18 protein-coding genes and 1 pseudogene are annotated in these 21,936 nt (G+C 73.4%); 11 read left to right on the top strand and 8 right to left on the bottom strand.

All coding sequences use genetic code 11. From position 1 onward, the window contains the following. The first annotated feature begins 4 nt into the window (after nucleotides 1-4). From AB0E07_RS23470 to AB0E07_RS23440, 7 genes are read left to right on the top strand one after another with little or no spacing between them, the layout of a single operon-like run. Nucleotides 5-1,606 carry a nitroreductase family protein gene (locus AB0E07_RS23470; RefSeq protein WP_362255355.1) on the top strand — a complete coding sequence of 534 codons (1,602 nt, stop codon included), beginning with the start codon at nucleotides 5-7 and terminating at the stop codon, nucleotides 1,604-1,606. A gap of 15 nt (nucleotides 1,607-1,621) precedes the next feature. Further along, on the top strand, nucleotides 1,622-4,339 hold the full coding sequence (locus AB0E07_RS23465; protein ID WP_362255352.1) for a lantibiotic dehydratase: 2,718 nt from the start codon (nucleotides 1,622-1,624) through the stop codon (nucleotides 4,337-4,339). Then, the gene (locus AB0E07_RS23460) at nucleotides 4,327-5,376 is read left to right on the top strand and encodes a lantibiotic dehydratase C-terminal domain-containing protein (RefSeq protein WP_362255349.1); all 1,050 of its coding nucleotides are present in this window, start codon (nucleotides 4,327-4,329) and stop codon (nucleotides 5,374-5,376) included. Before AB0E07_RS23465 ends, AB0E07_RS23460 begins: the two co-directional genes overlap by 13 nt. Next, nucleotides 5,373-6,488, top strand: coding sequence for a peptidase M50 (locus AB0E07_RS23455; protein ID WP_362255346.1), 1,116 nt, complete (start codon nucleotides 5,373-5,375; stop codon nucleotides 6,486-6,488). Before AB0E07_RS23460 ends, AB0E07_RS23455 begins: the two co-directional genes overlap by 4 nt. Before the next feature lie 25 nt (nucleotides 6,489-6,513). Next, a complete protein-coding gene (locus tag AB0E07_RS23450; protein ID WP_362255343.1) occupies nucleotides 6,514-7,512 on the top strand; it encodes an ABC transporter ATP-binding protein in 999 nt (332 codons plus the stop codon). Next, on the top strand, nucleotides 7,509-8,264 hold the full coding sequence (locus AB0E07_RS23445; protein WP_362255340.1) for an ABC transporter permease: 756 nt from the start codon (nucleotides 7,509-7,511) through the stop codon (nucleotides 8,262-8,264). Before AB0E07_RS23450 ends, AB0E07_RS23445 begins: the two co-directional genes overlap by 4 nt. Continuing rightward, nucleotides 8,261-10,201, top strand: a complete 1,941-nt coding sequence (locus tag AB0E07_RS23440) for a TOMM precursor leader peptide-binding protein (protein WP_362255337.1) — start codon at nucleotides 8,261-8,263, stop codon at nucleotides 10,199-10,201. The genes AB0E07_RS23445 and AB0E07_RS23440 overlap by 4 nt, the downstream gene beginning before the upstream one ends. Nucleotides 10,202-10,327: 126 nt before the next feature. Here AB0E07_RS23440 and AB0E07_RS23435 read toward each other — a convergent pair whose 3' ends face one another. After that, nucleotides 10,328-10,504 (bottom strand): thiazolylpeptide-type bacteriocin, encoded by a 177-nt coding sequence (locus AB0E07_RS23435; RefSeq protein WP_053760578.1) that lies wholly within the window; start codon nucleotides 10,502-10,504, stop codon nucleotides 10,328-10,330. A 240-nt stretch (nucleotides 10,505-10,744) separates the two neighbouring features. Between AB0E07_RS23435 and AB0E07_RS23430 the strand changes: the two genes are divergently transcribed. Further along, nucleotides 10,745-12,049, top strand: a complete 1,305-nt coding sequence (locus tag AB0E07_RS23430; RefSeq protein WP_362255332.1) for an amidohydrolase — start codon at nucleotides 10,745-10,747, stop codon at nucleotides 12,047-12,049. 117 nt (nucleotides 12,050-12,166) lie between these two features. Beyond that, nucleotides 12,167-12,820 (top strand): adenosylcobinamide amidohydrolase, encoded by a 654-nt coding sequence (locus AB0E07_RS23425; RefSeq protein ID WP_362255389.1) that lies wholly within the window; start codon nucleotides 12,167-12,169, stop codon nucleotides 12,818-12,820. Between the two features lie 17 nt (nucleotides 12,821-12,837). Here the strand turns inward: AB0E07_RS23425 and AB0E07_RS23420 are convergent, their stop codons facing one another. From AB0E07_RS23420 to AB0E07_RS23395, 6 genes are all read right to left on the bottom strand, one after another. After that, nucleotides 12,838-13,782 (bottom strand): helix-turn-helix domain-containing protein, encoded by a 945-nt coding sequence (locus tag AB0E07_RS23420; protein WP_362255329.1) that lies wholly within the window; start codon nucleotides 13,780-13,782, stop codon nucleotides 12,838-12,840. 162 nt (nucleotides 13,783-13,944) lie between these two features. After that, nucleotides 13,945-16,224, bottom strand: coding sequence for an NB-ARC domain-containing protein (locus AB0E07_RS23415; RefSeq protein ID WP_362255326.1), 2,280 nt, complete (start codon nucleotides 16,222-16,224; stop codon nucleotides 13,945-13,947). A 126-nt stretch (nucleotides 16,225-16,350) separates the two neighbouring features. Continuing rightward, nucleotides 16,351-17,415 (bottom strand): CU044_5270 family protein, encoded by a 1,065-nt coding sequence (locus AB0E07_RS23410; RefSeq protein ID WP_362255323.1) that lies wholly within the window; start codon nucleotides 17,413-17,415, stop codon nucleotides 16,351-16,353. Continuing rightward, entirely contained in the window at nucleotides 17,412-18,026 is a 615-nt protein-coding gene (locus AB0E07_RS23405) for an RNA polymerase sigma factor (RefSeq protein ID WP_362255385.1), read from the bottom strand. Before AB0E07_RS23405 ends, AB0E07_RS23410 begins: the two co-directional genes overlap by 4 nt. 107 nt (nucleotides 18,027-18,133) lie before the next feature. Further along, nucleotides 18,134-19,537 carry a DEAD/DEAH box helicase gene (locus AB0E07_RS23400; protein ID WP_362255320.1) on the bottom strand — a complete coding sequence of 468 codons (1,404 nt, stop codon included), beginning with the start codon at nucleotides 19,535-19,537 and terminating at the stop codon, nucleotides 18,134-18,136. A gap of 149 nt (nucleotides 19,538-19,686) precedes the next feature. Next, nucleotides 19,687-20,163 (bottom strand): family 1 glycosylhydrolase, encoded by a 477-nt coding sequence (locus tag AB0E07_RS23395; RefSeq protein WP_362255317.1) that lies wholly within the window; start codon nucleotides 20,161-20,163, stop codon nucleotides 19,687-19,689. Nucleotides 20,164-20,255: 92 nt separating this feature from the next. On the opposite strand from AB0E07_RS23395, the pseudogene AB0E07_RS23390 reads away from it, so the two are divergent. Beyond that, nucleotides 20,256-20,896, top strand: a pseudogene (locus AB0E07_RS23390) (DUF2625 family protein). A 113-nt stretch (nucleotides 20,897-21,009) separates the two neighbouring features. After that, nucleotides 21,010-21,177 (top strand): hypothetical protein, encoded by a 168-nt coding sequence (locus AB0E07_RS23385; protein ID WP_362255382.1) that lies wholly within the window; start codon nucleotides 21,010-21,012, stop codon nucleotides 21,175-21,177. 9 nt (nucleotides 21,178-21,186) lie between these two features. Here the strand turns inward: AB0E07_RS23385 and AB0E07_RS23380 are convergent, their stop codons facing one another. After that, the gene (locus AB0E07_RS23380; protein ID WP_362255314.1) at nucleotides 21,187-21,933 is read right to left on the bottom strand and encodes a DUF1775 domain-containing protein; all 747 of its coding nucleotides are present in this window, start codon (nucleotides 21,931-21,933) and stop codon (nucleotides 21,187-21,189) included. Nucleotides 21,934-21,936: the final 3 nt, after the last annotated feature.

Below are 21,936 nucleotides of genomic sequence, written 5' to 3'. Positions count from 1 at the left end.
TCCCGTGGGCTACGCCCATCAGTACGCGACGGCCATCATGCACCGCGGCCGGATCCCGATGGAGCCGGCCGACTTCGTACCCGACTGGTCGGACCGGCCGCGCAAGACGAAGCACTACCCGGGTGCCGAGACCTTCCCGCTGCCCGACACGCCCTACCCGGGCGACGCCACGGTCGCGGCCGGCTGTCTGACCGGCGCCGCCCCGGTCGCGGACCGGCACTTCTCGCTGCCGCTGCTCTCCGGGATGCTGCTGGACTCCTACGGGCTGACCGGCCGCCGCCTCGGAGTGCAGGCCAACACCGATCTCGGGGCCCTCCCCCACTACACCCAGGCCAACTGGTCCCGGGGCACCGCCTCCGGCGGGGGCCTGTACCCGGTGAGCGTCTACTGGATCGCCGGACCGTCCGGACCGCTCACCCCCGGCGTCCACCACTACTCCCCGCCCCGGCACGCGATGCGCCGGCTCCTCGCCGGTGACGTCAGCGGCGAGGTCCGCGCGGCCCTCGGGGCGCACGGGGAGGCGACCGACCAGTACCTGGTGCTGGGCGTCAAGTACTGGCAGAACGCGTTCAAGTACAACAGTTTCTCCTTCCACGCCGTGACCATGGACGTCGGGGCGCTGGTGCAGACGTGGCGGATGTGGGCGCGGGCGCGGGGCCTGTCGTTGGCGCCCGCCCTGTGGTTCGACGAGGCGCGCCTGAGCCGTCTGCTCGGACTGGGCGACGAGGAGGGGCTGTTCGCCGTCGTCCCGCTGCGCTGGGACCCGACTCCGGCCGACGGTCCGCGCGACCTGGAGGCGCTGACCCGTGCGGCGGGCGGCGCGGCCGTGGTCCGCGCGGACGTCGAACGGTCGCGCAGGGTGCTGGAGTTCGAGACGCTCCGCAGCATTCACCGGGCGACCGCAGAGCACGCGGCCGACCGGCCCGCGCCCGGAGCGCTCGCCGACAGCGCTCCCGCCGCCCTCGCGGGGGCGGGGGATGCGGTGCCCCTGCCGCCCGCGGAGTTCCCCGCCGTCAGTGTGCGGGCCGCGCTGCGCTCGCGCCGCAGCAGCTTCGGCCGCTTCGACGCGACCGTGCCGACGACCGCCCCGCACCTCGCCGCGACGCTGGCGGCCTGCGCGGCGACCCGCCTGGACAGCGACGCGGAACCCGTCGGGAGTCCCCCACTGAGCCGGCTGTACGCCTTCGTCAACCATGTCGAGGGCATCGAACCGGGCGCCTACGCCTACGAGCCCGACAGCCACACCCTGCGTCCGGTGGTGCCGGGCCCTCCGGGCCGCTTCCTCCAGGACAACTACTTCCTGTCCAACTACAACCTCGAACAGGCCGGTGCGGTCCTGGTGCCCACGCTGCGCACCACCGCCGTCCTCGACGCCGTCGGCGACCGGGGCTACCGGCTGGTCAACGCCACCGTCGGGGCCATCGCCCAGACCTTCTACACCGCCGCTTCCGCCCTGGGTCTCGGCGCCGGTGTCGCCCTCGGCTTCGACAACATCTCCTACATCGAGGAGCTGGGGCTCGAAGGCACCGGGGAGGCACCCCTGCTGATCATGCTGCTGGGCCATGAGCGCCCGCGGCCCGCCGACTTCCGCTCCGAGCTCGTCTGACCGGGGGAATCCGCCGTGACACCCACATCCAGCTGGCAGCCCGGCCGCCGCTTCCTCCTGCGGGTGGCCGGCCTGCCCGTGGAATCCGTACGTGACCTGCGCTGCCCCGACACCGCCCGGTGGGCCGAGCAGGTCCTGGCCGCCGAGCGGGACCTGACCGACCGGGGCGGTGAACTCAGCGATCTGCTGCACGCGTTGATGCCCGCGGCCGACCGGGCGGACCCCGCGGAGGGGGCCGCCCGGCGCCGGCTGCTCACGCTGCGCCGGGACGTGTTCAACAACCGGCTGCCCGCCGATCCCGCCGCGGCCCTCGATCTGCTCACCGAGCTGCACCCGGCCGTGGCCCGGCGGGCGGGACAGTGGGTGGAGGACCGCCGTGCCCTGACGGAACTGCTCGGCGCCGGGCCGGACCTGCTGAGCACCGAACTGGCCCGTTCCCGTGCGGCCTTGCGCGGCCTGCTGGGCGAGGAACGGCTACGGCACGGGCTCCTGCTCGCCTCACCGACCCTGGAGGCGCGGCTCGGCCCCTATCTGCGGCTGGACGCGAACGCCCGTCCCGACAAACGGCAGCGCAAGGTGGAGCGTTCGGTACTGTCGTACGTGTACCGCACGGCCTGCAAGACCAGCCCCTTCAGCACCTTCACCGGGGTCGCGCTGGGCGAGTTCGGCGAAGGCGCCGATCCGCGGCTGCGGTTGGCGGACCGGTGGCGGGGCAAGGTGCGGCTCAACGTGGTCGTGCTGGCGCGTCTGGCCGAACTGGTGCTGTCCGCCCCGGCGCTGCGGGCCGACCTCCCGGTGCGGCTGGCCTCCGGCTGGGGCGGCGACGACCGTCGGGTGCGGTACGTGCGGCGCTGGGTGACCGCGGGTGACGACGACGCGGCCGTCACCTTCGACGCGGTGAAGGACCGGCTGTTCTTCCTGCGCCGCAGCGGCACGCTGGACCGGCTCATCGCCCTGCTGGGCGAACGGGAGCTGCGGTACCGGGAGGTGGTCGAGTGGCTGTGCGAAGAGCACGGCGCGGACGCCGAGTTGGGCGAGTCGTACGTGGCGGCGCTCCTGCAACTGGGCATGCTCCGGGTGCCGTGCCTGGACACCGATGTGCACACCCCGGACCCGCTGACCGGCTTCCGGGAGAGCCTGGGCGGGCTGGACCGGCCCTGGGCGGACGCGCTCGCCGCCGAACTCGGCGACGCCGTAGTGCTGCTGGAGCGCTTCCCGGACGCGGACACACCCGGGCGGACGGCGCTGCTGAGCGGAGTGCGCGCCTGTCTGGAGCGGGCGCAACGGCTCCTGGGCGCCACCGAGACGTCCCTGCCGCAGACCCTGGTGTACGAGGACGCCGACGCCGGCGCCGATGTCTCGATCGGCCTGGGCTCCTGGACGGGCGCCGACGGCGGCGCCCTGCGCTCGGTGGAGCGGATCCTGCCGGCGTTCGACCTGACCCTCGCCCAGCGCGTCACGTTCAAGGGGTTCTTCCTCGCCCGCTACGGCCGAGGCGGCCGCTGCGAGGACCTGCTGGGCCTGGTGCACGACTTCCACGAGGACTTCTTCGACCAGTACCTGTCCTTCAGTTCCAAGCGCGTCCCCTTCGACGCGAAGGGCGAGTACGTCCCGGAGGAGAACTGGCTGGGCCTGGCGGAGATCAGGACGCTGGACCGGGGACGGCGGACCTTCATCGACCGGATGCGCGCGCTGTGGGCGGCGCACACCGGTACCGGCGACCTGGAGCTGCCGGCCGAGCACCTCGACGCCGTCGCGGCCGAACTGGACGGCCTCACCGCCCCGTTCACCCCGCAGAGCCACCATCTCCAGCTGACCACGGAGGCCGGCGCACCGCTGATGGTCCTCAACCGGTCCTACGGCGGCGTGTCGTTCCCCTTCAGCCGCTTCACCCACGTCTGGGACGAGCCGGCCGGTCCCGGACTGTCCGGCCCGCTCCGTGAGCAGACCGCCCGGCTCGCCCCGCCCGGCGCCGTCCTCGCGGAGGTCACCGGCGGCCCCGTCACCAGCAACCTCAACCTCCACGGACGCCTGACGGACCACCAGATCGTGTGTCCGGGCGAGGCCAGTTCCGTCCCCGAGGACCGGCGCATCCCGCTGGCCGACCTCCACCTGCGCCACGACGAGCGCGAAGACCGGCTGGTGCTGCGCTCCGCGCGCCTGGACCGCGAGGTCGTCCCGGTCTACCTGGGCTACCTGGTGCCGCTCGCCCTGCCCGAGACGGCACGCACCCTGCTGCTGCTCTCCCCCACGTCGCTGGCACCGCTCGACGTGTGGGCCGGAGTGCCGCAGGGGCCCGCGCACCGGGGCGTCACCCGCCGCCCGCGGGTTCGCCACGGCGATCTGGTCCTCGCCCGGCAGTGCTGGTCGACCACCGCGGCCTCGCTGCCCACGCTCCCCGCCGGCACCGCCGAGACCGACGTGTTCCTGGCCTGGCGGCGCTGGCGCCGGGACCACGGACTCCCGGCGCGGGTCTTCGCCACCGTCGCCGGCGGCCCGCGGGGCGGCGCTGGCGCCAAGCCGCAGTACGTCGACTTCGACAGTCCCCTGTCGCTGGCCGCGTTCGAGGCGCTGGTGAAGTCCCCCGAGGACCGGGTGGAACTGCGCGAGATGCTCCCGGCCGAGAACGGCCTGCACGTCGTCTCCGAGCGCGGCAGCCATGTGGCGGAGCTGGCCGTGGAGACCTTCACCCAGACCCCTCGCACCCAGGAGCAGGCCCCATGTCCGAGCTGACCCCCTCCCCCGGCGCGTGGCAGGCCATCCACGTCTTCTACGCCGCCAACCCCCAGCCGATGCTGGTGAACTGTGTCGGCCCGCTGATCGCGGAGCTGAAGGACGACGGGCTGCTCGCCGGGCACTTCTTCATCAACTACTGGCTGGAGGGCCCGCACGTCAGGCTGCGGCTGCGCCCCGTCTCCGAGGAGGCGACGGCCGAGGTCCGCCGGCGCGCCGAAGCGGCGATCGGCACCTTTCTGCGCAGCAGGCCCGCCCTGTACGAAGTGGACTCCGGGTTCCTCAACGAGTTCTACAACGCCCTCTTCGAGATCGAGTTCCCCGAGGGCGAGCGCGGGGACTTCCTGGGCGAGGACGGCCGGATGCGACTGCGGCCCAACAACTCCCAGTCGTACGAACCCTACGAGCCCGAGTACGGCAAGTACGGGGGTCCCGCTGGCGTCGAGTTGGCGGAGTGGCACTTCGCGCACTCCAGTGACCTGGTCATCGAGGCGTTCGGCACGATGAACCTGCACCTGCGGACCGTACTGCTCGGCACGTCCGCACAGTTGATGATGGTGATGGCGGGCTGCTTCCTGCCCGACGAGACCGAACTCGCCGACTACCTCGACCGCTACTACGAGTTCTGGCACAAGGCGTTCCCGGACACCGGCTTCATCGGCTCCACCGAGTACGACCGCAGCTACGCCGAACTCGCGCCGAAACTGGGCCGCCGCTTCACGGAGATCCGCGGTGCCGTCGCCGCCGGACGGCTGGACCGGCTGCCCGGCTTCCTGCGCGGCTGGGCGGCGCACTGCCTGGAACTGCGCGAGCGCGCGGTACGGCTGGCCGAGGCCGGTGAGCTGGTGTTCCGCTCCTGGGACGGCACCCGCGACGAACGGGTCACAGACCCCGCGGTCGCCCTGCCCCTGCTGCTCTCCCCGTACATGCACATGACCAACAACCGGCTCCATGTGACCATCCGCGACGAGGCCTACCTCTCGCACATCCTCGGGCGGGTCCTGCGCGCCGGCACGGACGCGGAGGCCGCCTCATGAGGCCGCCCGAGGCCACCGGGATCCACTCGCACCGGCCCCGGCTGCGGCCGGAGATCCTGCTCAGCCCGCCCCTGCTGCGGGGTCCCGCCACGGTGCACCTGATCAAGGACCCCCTGGACGGCGCCTCCTTCGAGGTGGGCCCCAAGGAGTACTTCCTGATCTCCCGGCTGGACGGCGAACGGGACCTGGGCGAGATCGGCGCCGACTACGCGGCCACGTTCGGGCGGCGGCTCGGAGAAGCCAACTGGAGCCAGCTGCTGGGCCTGTTGGGCGCCAAGCGGCTGCTGGCCGGAGCACCGGCCGGCGAGGCGGCAGCGGCGTCCCCCGGACCGCCGTTCACGGGCACGCTCCTGCGCGGCAGCCTGCGCCTCGTCGCCGACGCCCAGGCCACCACCACGCGCCTGCACGCCATGCTGCGCCCACTGCTGCGCGCAGCTGTGCTGCTGCCGCTGCTGGCACTCTGCCTGACCATGGAGGGCGCGCTCACCGCCTCGGCGGCCACGCTCCTGGACGACACGGGGTGGCTGTTCCGGCAACCGGTCGCGCTGGTGGGCGTGTTCACCCTCCTGTGGCTGAGCACCGCGGGCCATGAACTCGCCCACGGCATCGCGGCCCGCCACTACGGCGGCACGGTCGGCGAGATCGGCCTGCGCTGGCGGCTGCCCGTGGCGATCATGTACTGCCGGGTGGAGAACTACCGCTTCCTCGCCCGCCGAAGGCACCAGTTGGTGATCGGCGCCGCCGGCGCCTTCGCCAACCTGCTGTTCCTGCTGCCCTTCGCCGTGTGGTGGGCGGCGCTGGAGACGGACGATCCCACCCGCCGGGTGCTGTCCGGGCTACTCCTGCTGGGCAGCGCGCAGGCGCTGGTCAACCTGCTGCCCCTGCCGCCGCTCGACGGCTACACCATGCTCGCCCACGCCCTGGGCGTGTCCGGCTACGCCCCGGAGAGCGCGCGCTATCTGAGACTGCGGCTGCGCGACCCCCGGGCCGCCGCCGCGTACCCGCGCCGGGCGCGGGTGCTGTACCTGGCATACGGGATCGGCTCGTCCGTTCTGGTCTGTCTGCTCGCGGCCGGTGCCGTCACCACCGCGATTGTCCTGCTGACCCCCTGACGGGCCTGTCCCGAGGAGCTGTTCGATGACCGAGACGGAAACCGTGCCGGCGGACCCCGGCAACCCCGTGGCGGACGCCGCCCTCGACGTCGAGGGGGTGACCAAGCGGTACGGCGCACGGCGGGCGCTGGACGGGGTGTCGCTGCGGATCGGCCGCGGCGAGTTCTTCGGCGTCCTCGGCCCCAACGGGGCGGGGAAGACCACCCTGTTGGAGATCATGGAGGGTCTGCGGCGCGCCGACTCGGGCGGCGTCCGTGTGCTCGGGAACGCCCCCTGGCCGCGCAATGTCGACCTGCTGCCGCGGATCGGCGTCCAGACCCAGTCCTCGGCGTTCTTCGTCCGTCAGAAGGCCCACGAGCACCTGGCGACGGTGGCCGCCCTGTACCGCGCGGACCGGTCCGCGGTGGCGCGCACCCTGGAGACGGTCGGGCTGACGGACCAGCGGGACACCCGGGTGGAGAACCTCTCGGGCGGCCAGCGCCAGCGGCTCGCCATCGCCTCCGCGCTGGTCCACGATCCCGAACTCATCTTCCTGGACGAGCCGACGGCCGCTCTGGACCCGCAGGCGCGACGGGATCTGTGGGACGTGCTGCGCGGCCTGAAGGCCGCGGGCCGCACGATCGTCTACACCACCCACCACCTGGACGAGGCGGAAGCCCTCTGCGACCGTGTGGCGATCCTGGTCGAGGGCCGCGTCGCGGCACTGGACACTCCGCGCGGGCTGGTGGCCGCGGCCGGCGCGCCCACCTCGGTCCTGCTGCCCCCGGACCGTATGACGGCCGCCGAGGCCGCCGCCCTCCCCGGCGTCGACCGGGCCGAACTGCGCGGCGGCAGCCTCGTACTGGAGACACGGCGGTCCGGGCCGCTGCTGTCCGCCCTGGACGCGGCGGGAGGACTGGACGGCGTGCAGACCCGAACGGCCTCCCTGGAGGACGTCTACCTCCAGCTCACCTCCCCGAGCCCGACCGCCGGCGAACCGCACTCGCACAGCCGGCCCGCGAAGAACACGGAGCACCGGGCATGAGCGCCTACGGAGCACTGACCTCCGCCGGATACCGGGCCCAGGTCCGCGACGCCGCCACCCTCTTCTTCACCTTCGCCTTCCCCCTGGTCTTCCTGGTCGTCTTCGGGCTGATCTTCAGCGGCCAGGACGTGGAGGAGACGGGCCGCCCCTACATCTCCTACATCGCGCCCGGCGTGATGTCGTGGGGTGTCGGCAACGCGGCCGTGTTCGGTATCGCCTTCACTCTGATGCAGTGGCGCCGCGACGACCTGCTGCGGCTGATCCGTATGACCCCGACGAGTCTGCCCACCGTCCTGGCCTCGCGCTACGTCCTGGCACTCGCCGTCGGTGTCGTGCAGGCCGTGGTGTTCCTCGCCGTGGCGCTGCTGCCGCCGTTCGGTCTGGAGCCGGACTCCCGCTGGCCCCTCGCGCTGCCGGTGCTGCTGCTCGGCATCACGGCGTTCCTCACGATGGGTGTGATCATCGGCTCGTACGCGGACACCCCGGAGGCCGTCGCCGCCATCGCGAACTTCCTGATGGTGCCCATGGCGTTCCTGTCCGGTTCGTTCCTGCCGCTGGACATGATGCCGTCGTGGCTCCAGACCGTGTCCCTGGCTCTGCCGCTGCGCTACTTCAACGACGCCCTCACCGGCTCCCTGTCGGGGTCGGGGAGCGTCGGGGACATCGCCGTCGACTGCGGCGTCCTGGCCGTCTTCACCGTGGTCTGCGCGGCCGTCGCCCTGAAGACCTTCCGCTGGAGCAACCGCACATGACGACGACGTCGACCGAGGGGCTGCCGCTGGAGGCGGCACGGCAGGTGCTGCGCACGGAGCTGGCCGGGCGGCGCCCGCCCGGCCGGGCTCCGGCCGTGGTGCCGATCGGGGCACGTGACGTGCTGGGCGGACCAGGGGGTGACCCCTGGGCGGCCGAACGGCCGTGCGCCACCGTGCATGTGACGGCACGCCAGATTCTGGTGGGCCCGTGGGGCGGGGAACCGGAGCGGCGAGCCTGCGGTACCTGCCTGGCGATGCGCTGGCAGCGGCTGCGCTCACGCACCGAACGCGACGCCCTGGAGACCGGCAGCCCACAAACCCTCAGCCCCGACTGGCCCGGCCAACCCGCATTCCTCACCGATGCCGTGCACCTCCTGCACGAGGCCGTCGTCGACCGCGCCGAGGGCGCGCCGCCCGGAGCGACGGCCGCGGACCGGTCGTTGCCCCAGGTGTCGTGCCTGGACACGGCGACGCTGACCACACGCACCTACCCGCTGTACGCAGACCCGTTGTGCCCGCACTGCGGCACAGGCGGGTCGGACACCCGTCAGTCGGCCCAACTGCCGCTGCTCCCGCGCCCGAAGCCCTCCCCCGACACCTACCGCCTCCGCCCCGCCTCGTCGTACCCGCTCGCGCCGGCCGCGCTGGCCAACCCCGTCACGGGCCTGCTCGGCTCCGGGACCTGGCTCAACGTGACCTCACCCACCACGGCGCCGGTCGCGGGCAGCGTCTTCATGCGCGGCTACGCCGGACTGACCGACGTCACCTGGAGCGGGCAGGCCAACGGGTTCTCCGCCAGCCGCGACCTCGCCTTCCTGGAGGGGCTCGAACGGTACGCCGGGACCCACCGGCGACGCGGCACCGCGCTGCTGACGGCGTCCTTCAACTCACTCGGGGAGGCGGCGCTCGACCCGGCCGCCTGCGGGTCCTACTCCCCCGAGACCTATCGCGACGACCCCCTCGTCGACCCCTTCGACCCCGGCCGCCCGATCCCCTGGGTGTGGGGCTACTCCCTGCGCGACGAACGCCCGCTGCTCGTGCCCGCGCGGCTCGTCCACTACAGCGCCGGGCTGGCCGCGGACAACTTCGTCTTCGAGTGCTCCAACGGCTGCGCCATCGGCAGTTGCCTGGAGGAGGCGGTCCTCGGCGGACTCCTCGAACTGATCGAGCGCGACGCCTTCCTGCTCGCCTGGTACGGCGGAACGCCGCTGACGGAGATCGACCTCACCGAGGTCGGCGACCCCACCGTCCGCGCCATGATCGACCGGGCCGCGCTCCAGGGCTACGACGTGCACGCCTTCGACAACCGCATCGACCTCGCCGTGCCCGTGGTGACCGGCCTGGCCGTACGCCGGGACGGTGGCCCCGGGCTGCACTCCTTCGGCGCGGGCGCCTCACTGGACCCGGTCGCGGCGCTGGAGGGAGCCCTGTCGGAGGTGCTGACGTACATACCGCACCTGCCGGGGCAGGTGGCCGAACGGCACGGTGAACTGACGGCGATGGCCGCCGACTTCACGAAGGTGCTGCATCTGAAGGACCACGCGCAGCTCTACGGGCTGCCCGAGACGGCCGTGCACGTGAAGCCGTACCGCGAACCACGGGCCGTCCTGCCCCCGGACGGGATCTATGCGTCCTGGGAGTCCTCCGGCCGTCCTCGCACCGGGGATCTCCTCGACGACGTGGCGCTGTGCCGTGACGAGTTGATCCGCGCCGGGCTCGATGTGATCGTGGTCGACCAGACCACTCCGGAGCAGGAGTGGATGGGACTGCGCACCGTCTGTGTGCTCGCGCCTGGACTGCTGCCGATCGACTTCGGCTGGACACGCCAGCGCGCGCTGCTGATGCCCCGGCTGCGGACCGCCGCCCACCGCGCCGGACTGCGCGCCACGGAGCTGTCGGAGGACGAGATCCGGCGGATCCCGCACCCGTTCCCCTGACCGGACAGGCCCGCCGGAACGACCTACGGCCGGGCCCGGTCCGCCACCGCACGAGAAGTGGCGTACCGGGCCCGGCCGTTCGGCGCCCGCTCAGGTCGGGCGCCGTGGTGCGCGGTCCCCCGGGGATCAGGCGCTGCAGGAGGTGGTGCTGGTGGTGGAGGAGCAGGTCGAGGTGGAGGAGCAGCTGGTGGAACCGGCGAGCACGACCTCGCTCGCGTCCGAGTAGTCCGAGATCTCGAAGGTCTCCGACTCCAGCTCCAGGATCTCGTCGGCGAGGGCGGCGAGGGTCGACTTGTCGGCCATGGTGACTCCTGACGTACACACACCTGCGGGCCGGTCCCGCGGTGTTGACCTCTTCATTGGAGCGGGCGCCACTGACGCATCCCGCGCCGCGCGCTGACAGGACGCTGCCGTCGCTCGGCAGGGAGATGACAGCGGGGCGCGCGGCCGGCACGGCCCGCGCGCCCGGCGTGGCAGTGATGTGCCAGCGAAGTGCCAGCGAACTGAAGGCCGGTGACCGAGGGCCCGGCGAATCATGGGGTGATGAATTCCGCGCCGCCCCTCCCCTCCGGCAGGCACGCTTCAGCCCTGTCGCACCTGGACGCACTGCTGCGCCCCCTGACCTTGTTCGCGATGGACCTGCACCGGCATCCCGAGCCGTCCGGCGAGGAGAGCCGCACGGCCGCCCGCCTCGCCGACGCGCTGGAGGCGGAGGGCTGCGTGACCACCCGTGGCGTCGGAGGCCACGGAGTGGTCGGCGTCCTGACGAACGGCCCGGGACCACGCGTCTATCTGCGCACCGAGCTCGACGCGCTGCCGCTGCGGGAGCGGACCGGCCTGCCGTACGCCGCGCAGGGGCCCCACATGCACGCGTGCGGCCACGATCTGCACGCGGCCGCGGTCCTCGGGGCCGCCGGCCTGCTCGCGCGCTGCCGACGGGACTGGAGCGGCACCGTGGTCGTCGTCGGCCAGCCCGCCGAGGAGACCCTGACCGGAGCGCGCGCCCTGCTCACCGACGGCCTGTACGCGCGGTTCGGGCCCCCCGACACGGTCCTCGCCCAGCACACCGCGCCCCTGCTCGCCGGGATGGTGGCGCACGGGTACGGCCAGCCGGTCCTCGCGGGCAGCGTGAGCCTGGACGTCACCCTGCACGGCAGGGGCGGGCACGCCGGCGCGCCGCATCTCGGGGTGGATCCCGTGGTCGCCGCCGCCGCGGTCGTGCTGCGGCTCCAGCAGATCGTGGCCCGGGAGTGCGCGCCCGCGGAGCAGGCCACGGTGACGGTGGGTTCGCTGCGTGCGGGCACCCACAGCAACATCGTGCCCGAGAGCGCCTCGCTGGGCATCACCGTGCGCTCCCTGACCCCGGCCGGGCTGGACCGGCTGGTGGCCGCCGTGGAGCGGATCGTACGGGCCGAGTCGGCCGCCTCCGGCTGCCCGGCCGACCCCGACATCGCCGTCGTCTCGCGCTCGCCGGTGACCCTCCCGGACGCCGACCTGTCCGGGGCGGTGCGCGAGGCCCACACGGAGGTGCTGGGGGCCGAGCGGCTCATGCCCTGGGCGCCGTCCATGGCGACGGAGGACTTCGCCCTGTACGGCGACGCGGGACGGGAGATCCACGGCTGCGAGGGCATCGCGCTCGGCTACTGGATGGTCGGGGTCGTCGGACCGCGTCAATGGGCGGCGACCACCGGCGCGACCGTCGCCGAACGCCTGGCCGCCCTGCCGTCCAACCACTCGCCGGAGTTCGCCCCGCACCTGCCCCTCGCCCTGCCCACGGCGACCACGGCGATGACGACGGCCGCGCTCACCGCACTGGCCCGGAAACCCCGGATGATCCCCGCCCCCTGATGCCCCCACCGCACGACGTAGCATCGCTCGGGTCCTCCCCGGCCAACCCCAGGAGACCGTCCCGTGACCGCCGTCGATCCGTCGTTCCTCACTCCCTCGGTCCTGCCCAACCTGCAAATGAACAGCCGCGTCGAGGGCGGCGAGCGTCTGCACAGTCTGCTGTGGCGGCTGGGCGACGGCTGGCGGACGGTCAGCAACGCGGTGCTCGGCGGCGGCATCGGCGAACGCACGTGGATCCTCAACGCCCAGGTCTCCCACGGCTACCGCCGCGTCGACCCCGAGCGCCACCTCGCCGACCTCGCGCGCGGCGTCGGCGCCAAGGGCCCGGGGGTGGGGCTGATGACCGCTGCCGACGTGCGCCTGCACGGAGACGCCATCGACACCGGTGTGTCCGCGCTGGCCACCGCGGGGCTCGGAGTACGCGGATGGGCCGCCTCCCCGGCCGAGGGAACGGCCACGGCACTGCCGGCCGGCACCGTCAACATCGTGGCGGTGGTCCCGGTGGCCCTGACCGACGCCGCCCTGGTCAACGCCGTGGCCACCGCGACGGAGGCGAAGGTGCAGGCGCTCCTCCGCGCGGGGTACGACTGCTCCGGCACCCCCACGGACACCGTCTGCGTCGCCGCCCGCACCCCCGTGCCCGGCGAGGAGACGCACGCCTTCGCGGGCCCCCGCTCCGTGTGGGGCGCCCGCCTCGCCCGCGCCGTCCACGTCGCCGTGGGCGCCGCCGCGCGCGAGTACACACAGGCGGCGACGGACCACGCCCGCTGACCGTGCCGGTCAGGTCGTCAGCCGCGACTCGGCACCGTGGGGATCGCGCCGTTCTCCACCCTCCGCACGAGGACACCCTCATGGTTCACGGCACCAAGGGCGCGCCACGCCGCGGGTGAGTGGCCGTGGCGGGCACGGAAACTGCGGCTGAAGTGGGCCGCGTTGGCGAATCCCCAGCGCTGGGCGACGGACGACACCGTCGGGGGCGAGTCGCTCCTGCGGGCCAGTTCGCGGGCGCACCGGTCCAGACGGCGCTGCTGGATGAAGCGGGTCACCGTGATGCCCTCGCCTTCGAAGAGGCGGTGCAGATAGCGCACCGAGATGTGGTGCGCCTTCGCCACGGTGCCGGGTCCGAGGCCGGGGTCCGCGAGGTGCTCGTCGATGTGCGCCCGGATCCGCGCGAGCAGGTCGTGCCGTCCCGGACCGGCGGCCGTACCGGCCCCCTCGGACGGCTGCCCCGACTCGCTGAGCAGCACCCCGAGCAGGTTCACCAGGCTGTCGGCGGACAGGTCGGCGACCGCCGTCGAGCTGGGCTCACCGGCCGCGACCAGGGCGGCGAGCAAGGCCCGCAGGGCTGATCCGAGGCCCTCCGAGATGGTGACGACGGTGCCCGTCGAGGCCCGCAGCACGGCGTCCGGCACCAGCAGGGCGCGCCGTGGCACGCGGAGGACGCGCAACGCGAACGGCTCATCGAAGGAGAGGGTGTACGCCACGTCCGGGTCCCAGGTGAGCAGGTCGCCCGCGGCGGCGGAGACCTGCCCGTCGTTCTGGGCGAGGACCGCGGAACCGCGTTCCAGGACGGCGAAGGCGAGGAACGAGACGGGCGACGCGGTGAGGTGGGTCGTCGTACCGCGCACAAGCTGGGCGTCCGCCTCGACGTCGAGGATGCGCACGTATCCCACCTGGGTGGTGCGGGTCAGTCCGTGGAACGGGATCGAGTCGGTCGGTGAAACCTGGCCCATGTGTGTCCTCTCCCCGTGCTGTGCGCGGCGGAGAGCTGGGACGGGTGCCGCCGCCCGGGTCGGGTGACGGCGGCGGCCCCGTCTCTCCCCGCTGCGACCAGCCAAGCAGCCGGTCGTCGACGTCTCCAGGCAGAAAGGAGGCAGAAAGCGAGGGCGGGGGAGTCAGCGGCCGCGTCCGCCCTCTACGGACTCGGTGCCGGGGGCGTCGAGCAGCGCCAGGCGCTCGCGCGCGACGGTCACCCGCTGCGGGTCCGCGTCCGGTCCCAGGCGCACACACTCCATGAGGTACTCCCGCGCCTCCTCGGTCCGGCCGGCCGCCAGCAACGCTTCGCTGAGCAGGGTCAGTTGTCTGCTCTCGATGGCGGTGTTTCCCATGGCGCGGCTGAGGTCCAGGGCCGTTTTGCGGTGCGCCACGGACTCGTCCCAGCGCTCCAGGCGGCCGAACGCTGTTCCCAGTCCCCCGTGCGCGCCGAGCCGCGTCATCTCGGCGACGTACGGTTCGACGCGGTCCGCGTTGGCCTCCAGCGCGGACAGTGTCGCCCGGAACGCCACCAGCGCCTCTTCGGCGCGCCCCGCCCCCTCCAGCATGAGGGCGCGGTTGGCCGTGGTCTGGAGCAGGCCGTGGATGTCGTCGGCGCGTGCGAACAGGCCCTCCGCCCGGTCGACATGAGCGAAGGCCGACTCCATTTCGTCCAACAGCCGGTAGGCCCAGCTGCGGTACTGATGGGACCACGCCTGCTGCGACAGGTCGCCGGCGCGTTCGGCCGCGCCGAGGGCGCGTGCGGCGACGGCCAGGCTGTCCCGGGGCCGCGCCTCGCACAACAGGGTCGCCCAGGCCAGGTAGTTGAGCTGGGTGGACTCCGCCAGCGGGTCGCCGAGCGCCTCGGCCGCCCGTACGGCGAGGCCGAACACCTCGGCCCAGTGGCCCCAGAAGATCCACTGGTCGGAGAACCAGTGCAGCGCCTCGGCGACCTCGACCACCGTGGCGTGCCGGCCCTCCGCCGACGCGGCGCGGAGCGCGGTCAGCCAGTTGACCCCTTCCTCCTGCAACCACGCGCGGGCCCGTTCCGCGCTCGACATGTCGACCGTCCCCCGCCAGGAGGCGGGCGGGGCACCGTGATCGGGCTCGTACCAGCGGCCGGCCACCACGGTCGTCTCCAGCAGCCACCGGTACAGCGCCCGGCGTGAGCGCTCCGCGTCGTCCGCCGGCTCGTGCGCGCCGAGCCGGGCGCGGGCGTAGAGGCGCAGCAGGTCGTGCAGCCGGTAGCGGCTGCCGTCCGCGCCGAGCAGCCCGGCCTCGACGAGTTCCTCCAGGGTGTCCTCCGCGTCGAACAGGTCCTGTCCGGTGAGCGCGGCCGCGCCGGCGGCGCTCGTGTCCGGTCCGGGGATCAGGGGCAGCAGCCGGAACATGCGCGCGCCTTGGGGGGTGAGCTGCCGGTACGACAGGTCGAAGGCGGCGGCCACGTGTACGTCGCCCGCGGACAGCGCGTCCAGCCTGCGCTCCTCCAGCGCCAGTCGCCGCGCGAGTCTGCCCACGGTCCAACCGGTGCGGGTGGCCAGCCAGTTCCCGGCGACACGCAGGGCGAGCGGCAGGCAGCCGCATCGTTCGGCGACGTCGGCCAGCTCGGCGGGTTCGGCCGCCGCGCGCTCGGCGCCGACGATGGAGGCGAGGAGCCCCGCGGCCTCCTTCGGGCCGAGCTGACCCACCCACTGCCGGTGCACGCCGTCCAGTCCGGTCAGCATGCGCCGGCTGGTCACCACGGTCAGGACCCGTCCGGCTCCCGGCAGCAGAGGGCGGACCTGTGCCTCGTCGCGGGCGTTGTCCAGGACGAGCAGGAGCCGCCGGTCGGCGAGTAGCTGCCGGTAGAGGGCCGCGTGTCCGTGCGGTCCGGCCTTGGACAGTTCGCGGTCCGGAGTGCCCAGTGCCTTCATGACGGTCACGAGGAGTTCGGCCGGCCCGGGCGGGGACTCGTGCGTGCCCTGGAGGTCGACCATCAGCTGGCCGTCGGGGAAGTGGTCGGCCACCCGGCGCGCGGCGTGCAGGGCCAGGGTCGTCTTGCCCGCGCCGGGCGTCCCACAGACGGCCACGACGACCGGTGCGGTCCGCGCCTGCCGCGCCCACTCGTCGAGCGCGGCCAGTTCCCTGTCCCGGCCCGTGAAGTCGTCCACCCCGCGCGGGAAGGACCGGACACCCACCGGCCGATAGGCCGTGTCGCGGCCGGTGCGCGCCGCGGCCAGCAGGCGCGCCCGCTCGGGTTCCTCCAGGGCCAGCCCGTCGGCGAGCGCGGCGACCGTGCGCCGCTGCGGCGCCGCCCTGCGGTCCCGCTCCAGGTCACCGATGCCCCGCACGCTGATCCCGGAGGTCTCCGACAGCCCTTCGATCGTCAGTGACCTGGCCAGCCGCAACTCCCGCAGCAGCGCGCCGAACGCCACCCGCGTCACCCTGCCCCCACGTTCCTCGACGCCGGTTCCGCAGGGGAACTCGGCACAACACAGAACAAAGATCATAAAAGATGGGGATATCCGGGCTGGCCGGGCCTCCACCCGGCCCGGCCGACCCGGCCGGGGTCAGCTCTCGCGTGCCGCGGTGGGTACCTGGCCCGCCTTGTCGACGACCGCGTGCGCCAGGATCGCGGTTCCGGACATCAGGGTGCCCTTCTCCCCGTACGGCGTGTCCTCGGTGAGCCGGCTGCGAGCGCCTAGGAACGTCAGGTCGTCCCGGTCGAAGACCCACTCCGTGCGGGTGTGGAAGGTGGTGTCGTCGCGGGCGATGCCGACGCCGTGGCGGCCGAGGGCGTCGCGCGCGGCGGGTGCCTCGGTGACGCCGGGGATCCGCGCGGCGGCGCGGTAGAGCGCCGCGGCCGTCTTCGGTGGCATCAACTCGCCCAGCAGAGCGCCGATCCGGTCGAAGACCGCCTGGTCGCGTTCCTGGCCGTCAACGGCGGGCGTCCCGGCGTACAGGTAGGTGAGCAGGTCGTCGGGGTCGGTGGGGAGGGAGGCCAGCCACTGGTAGGTGGGGCGGCCGAAGCCGGCGGGTGTGCCGTCGGTGTCGCCGAGTTCGGCGTTGAGGGCGAACGACTCGCCGTTCTCCTTGCGGAGTCCGAGCTTGCGGAGCGGGCCGGGCCGCTGCGCGAGCCAGGTCTCGGACTCCACCAGCGGGCCGACCACCGCCTTGCCGCTGGTCAGGTCGGCGCCCCGGACCTTGGCCCGGGTGTAGGCGAACTGGTCCTCCCGCACCGTCGGGGCGTCCTCCGCGGCGGCGGCGAGGGAGATCCGGTCGAGCAGTGCGACGGCAGGCCGAGCGTTCGGGGACGCGGTGGCGGTGGCCGGTGTGTCGTCGCTGGGGGTGAGGGTGACGCCGGCGGTGATCACCCCGGCCAGGGCGAGGGCGGTGAGCGGCAGGAGCAGGGCGGGGCGGGGCAGGCGCCGGGTGGGGCGGGGGCGGCGGGCGGCGGCACCGTCACGGTCGGGGGCACGGTCCATCTGTCGCATGAGCTGTTCCTTGCGGAGAAGGTGCTGCGCGCGCGGGAGTTCCTCGGGAGCCGGGGCCGGCAGCAGCCGGGCCAGCTCCTCGATGTCGGCCTGGGGACCCTGGTCGTCGGACCGGTCCGCTCGACGGTTGTCGTGGGTCATGCCGTTTCCTCCCGCAGGGGCAGGGCCGCGATGGCGGCTTCACCGTTCATCTCTCCGCGGGCGGTACGCGGTTCCGGATTTCTCTGCGCCTGGTCGGTCAGCCGGGCGAGCCTGGCGCGGGCCCTCGACAGCCGCGAACGCACGGTTCCCACCGGGACGTCCAGGGCCTGGGCGGCCTGGCGGTAGTCGAGGCCGGACCACACGCACAGGACCAGCACCTCGCGCTCGGGACGCCGCAGCCGGTCCAGGGCGTCCTGCACCGCTTCCAGCCTGCGGGCGTCGTCGACGCGCCCGGCGACCTGGCCGGCGAAGTCCTCGACGACGGGCGGCCTGTGCGGGCGGGACAGGAACGCGTGGCGGCGCCGCAGACTCCGCCGGGCGTTCTCCGCCCGGTGCGTGGCGATGCCCAGGAGCCAGGGGCGCAGGGAGCCTCCGTCGGCGTGCAGCCGGTCCCGGGTCTGCCACGCGATCAGGAACGTCTCCGACATGACGTCCTCGGCGGTCGGCCGGTCTCCGGTGAGCCACAGGGCGTGCTGATGGACGGGCCGGGCGCATTGCTCGTACAGCTCGGCGAACGCCTCGCGCTCACCGGCGCGTACGCGTCTGCGCAGATCGTCTTCTGACTGGTTCACGGTGACTACCTCTCCGCCACCCCGGCGGAGTTCCTGTGAACTGCTTCACACCGCCCGTCGATCCGCCCGTACGACGGACGCCGCGGTCAGCCTCCGCGCCGTACGCGCGCCGCCTTGCGGGCCTCGGCGAGCTTGCGCGCCTCGCTGCTCTTGCGGGACGCCCTGCCGCCGGAGCCGCCCTGGGCGGGCTGGGTGCCCTTGGTGGTGCCCATGCCGCGGAAGGGCGCGTTGTGGTTCTTGGGGCGCGCCGCGGCCGACTCCGCGTCGAGGGGGCGTCCGGAGGGGGTCCTGGCGCCGGTGATCCGGCTCAGCTCCGCCTCACCGGACCGCGCCTTGGTGACGCGCGCGGTGACGTCGGCGTCCGTGAGGACCTGGCCGGCCTCCCGGCGCTGCCCGGAGAGTACGAGGGTCACCACGGTGCCGGTACCGCCCGCTCGGGCGGTGCGGCCCGCGCGGTGGAGGTAGTCCTTCGGGTCGGTGGCGGGGTCGACGTTGACGACGAGGTCGAGGTCGTCGATGTGCAGGCCGCGGGCGGCGACGTTCGTGGCCACCAGTGCGGTGACCTGGCCGTTCTTGAACTGGGCCAGCGTCTTGGTGCGCTGCGGCTGGGCCTTGCCGCTGTGCAGGGCGGCGGCGGGCACCCCGTTGGCCCGCAGGTGCCGCGTGAGCTGGTCGACGCCGTGCTTGGTGTCGAGGAAGAACAGGACCCGGCCGTCCCGGGCGGCGATCTCCGTGATCACCGCGTACCGGTCCGGGCCGTGCACGACGAGGAGGTGGTGCTCGATCCCGGAGACCGAGTTGGAGGACGGGTCCACGGAGTGGACGGCGGGGTCGCGCAGGTGGTCCCGCACCAGTTGGTCGACGTCCCCGTCGAGCGTGGCGGAGAACAGCATCCGCTGGCCCTCGGGGCGCACCTGGTCCAGGATCCCGGTGACCTGCGGCAGGAAACCCATGTCGCACATCTGGTCGGCCTCGTCCAGGACCACGATGCGGACCCGTCCCAGCCGGCAGCCCCTGCGCTCGACGAGGTCGTGCAGCCGGCCGGGCGTGGCGACGACGATCTCGGCGCCGTCCCGCAGTTCGGCCGCCTGCCGGGCGATCGACACTCCGCCGACGACGGTCGCGAGCCGGAGCCGCAGCGCCTCGGCGTAGGGGGTGAGGACCTCGGCGACCTGCTGGGCCAGCTCGCGGGTGGGCACCAGGACGAGCGCGAGGGGCTCCCGGGACGGGGCGCGCCGCCCGGCCGTCCGCGCCAGCATGCCCAGCCCGAAGGCGAGGGTCTTGCCGGATCCGGTGCGGCCCCGGCCCAGGACGTCCCGTCCGGCGAGGGCGTTCGGCAGTGCGGCGGCCTGGATGGGGAAGGGGGCGGTCACGTCGTGCTCGTCCAGCACCCGCAGGATCGCGGCAGGCAGCCCCAGCTCCGCGAAGGACGTCGCCGTCGACTGGCTACCGGGCTCCTGAGGGGCGCCGGTGGGTGCTGACTCGCTCACTGAGGACCTTCCTCCGCAGGGACCGTACCGAGGAAGGCGCGGCGGGGACGCGGCCACCGGCCGGGGACCCCGAACGGTGCGCCGACCCGGCGACGCCGCAAACGGCTCACACTAGCACGGGCACCGCTCACGGTCTGCTGACACGGGTCTCAGCCCCGGTGGGCGCGGACCACGTCGGCGTAGACCTTCGCGCTGGGCTTCGGGCGGCGCTCGAAGGTCCGGCGGTCCACCTCGCAGAGGCCGAGCTGGGCGCCGTAGCCGAAGATCCACTCGAAGTTGTCCAGGAGGGTCCAGTGGCAGTAGCCGAGGACGGGGGTGCCGGCGTCCACCGCGAGGGCGAGTTCACGGACCGCCGCGGGGACGAACGCCGCACGCTGGTCGTCGTCGGGGGTCTGGATGCCGTGTTCGGTGACGAGGACCGGCACGCCGGACACCTCGTGGGCGTAGCGCACGGCGCCGGCGAGGGAGCCCGGCGCGATGACGGTGCCCATGCCGTTCAGCTCACCGTCGACGCGCACCTCTCCGTCGGGGCCGTGGACGACGCGCTCGTAGTTCTGCACCCCGATGAAGTCGTCGTCGCGGGCTTCCTCCCGCCGCTGCGCGAGCACACCGAGACGGAGGCGCAACCGGCCTGACTCCTCCTCCAGGGCCCCACCGTACGAAGGTGGGGCCCTCCCCGGCCAAGAGCAGCCGGGCTGAGCGGTGCGATCATGTGCGGATGCGAGCGCTGGAAGAACTGGTCGATGTGGACGCACCGGCATGGCCCATGCTCCAGGAGGCGTTCGCCGGAGCCGCGCCGGGACTGGAGGTCCGCCCCGGCGGCGACAGCGCGTCCCCGCTCCAGTTGCAGGTCAGTGCCGGATCGGCGCTCGGCGCCCTGGTGCTCCACTGCGGTGGGCTCGTACTGGACGACGGCTGGGTCCAGGTCTTCGCGGGCCGGTCCGCCGGCGCAGCCGGCGATCCACCGGACCTCGCGTCGGTGAACCGCTTCCCGGAAACGGTCGACCTCGACTGGCGGCCCACGGTCGGGCTCGTCGTCGGACGGGACGTCCTCGGCGGTGTCTTCGCGTTGAACGGCCACGACCCGGCTGGCTCAGGGCGACCCGGCAGCCCCGGCCAAATGACGTACTTCGCCCCGGACTCCCTGGATGGGAAGCCCTGAGCATGGGCTACGGCACCTGGCTGACATGGATCGTCTCCGAGCGGCGGGCCCAGTTCTACGAAGGGCTCCGCTGGCCCGGCTGGCAGGAGGAGACGGCCGCTCTCCAGGCCGGTCAGGGAATCACCGTCTACCGTTTCTCTGGTCCGCGGAGGCCCAGGAGGACCTGGCGGCGACGACCCGAGCGCCGGCCCCGATGACCGAGATCCTCGGCCTCAACGTGGACTTCTGCCGCCAACTCGACCTGCAGTCGCCGGGATTCCTCGGCGCCTGATCTCGCGGTGGAGATCACCGTGCACACCTACGCGCCCAGATCTACGACGCCCCCACGACGCCGACCTCGACGGCCGACGCCTCACTGCACGGCACCGCCGGTGAAATGGTCCTGGCCCTCTACGGCCGTATCCCCGTCGACTCCCTCAAGGCCGAGGGCGACCCGCACCTCTTCGACCAACTCCTGGCCTGGGACCCGGACGCGTAGCACTCGGATTCAGGCGCTCGTGGCACGGCGGCTCCGGAACCACCACCAACCCCCGGCCAGGACAAGCACGGTGGCCCCGATCCCGATCGGTACGGCGAGGGACATGCCGTCGTCGCCCTCCTCGCCGGCTTCGGCCGCCGGACTCGCCGACACCTCCTCGCCCGCCGTGCCGCCCGGAGCGGCACTGGCGGAGGGCGCGGCGGTCGTCGGCTCCTCCGTGGGGGTGGGGCTCACCGACTCCGCGCCGGGCGCGGCGGCCTTCAGCTCCAGGCGGGGAGCGGGATGACCGTGGCCATGACCGTCACCACCGCTCTCTTCCTCCTCCTCGATCCAGCGGTCGATCTGGCCGTCGCTGTAGGACTGGAGCGTCTTGAAGATCAGCGACTCGGCGTCGGGCAACTGGCGTACGGTCACGACGTACTCGACGTCCGTACCCACCTTCAGCTTCGGCCCGGAGACCGTGTACCCGCGCTCCGTGGGGGCCAGTTCCCAGCCGTCGGGCCCGCTCTCGTAGCTGATGTCCTCGGGCGTGATGCCTTCGGGCAGGATCACCTCCAGCTTGCTGATGCCGGCGGAACCGGACTCCGACGCCGCCGTGAAGGTGAGTTCGACGTTCTGGTCGAGCGCCCGCGCGCCCTCCGCCTCGACCTCCGCGTGCGCCGCGGCCGACCCCGAGGCGGCGACGACGGCGGTGAAGGCCACCGCGCCGAGGACGCCGGTACGGCGCAACTTGTGGGCCCAGGTCGATCGGGGCATCGG

This window comes from Streptomyces sp. NPDC048002 (assembly GCF_040653275.1).
Taxonomy (GTDB): Bacteria; Actinomycetota; Actinomycetes; order Streptomycetales; family Streptomycetaceae; genus Streptomyces.
This window is presented reverse-complemented; position numbering and strand designations above follow the sequence as displayed.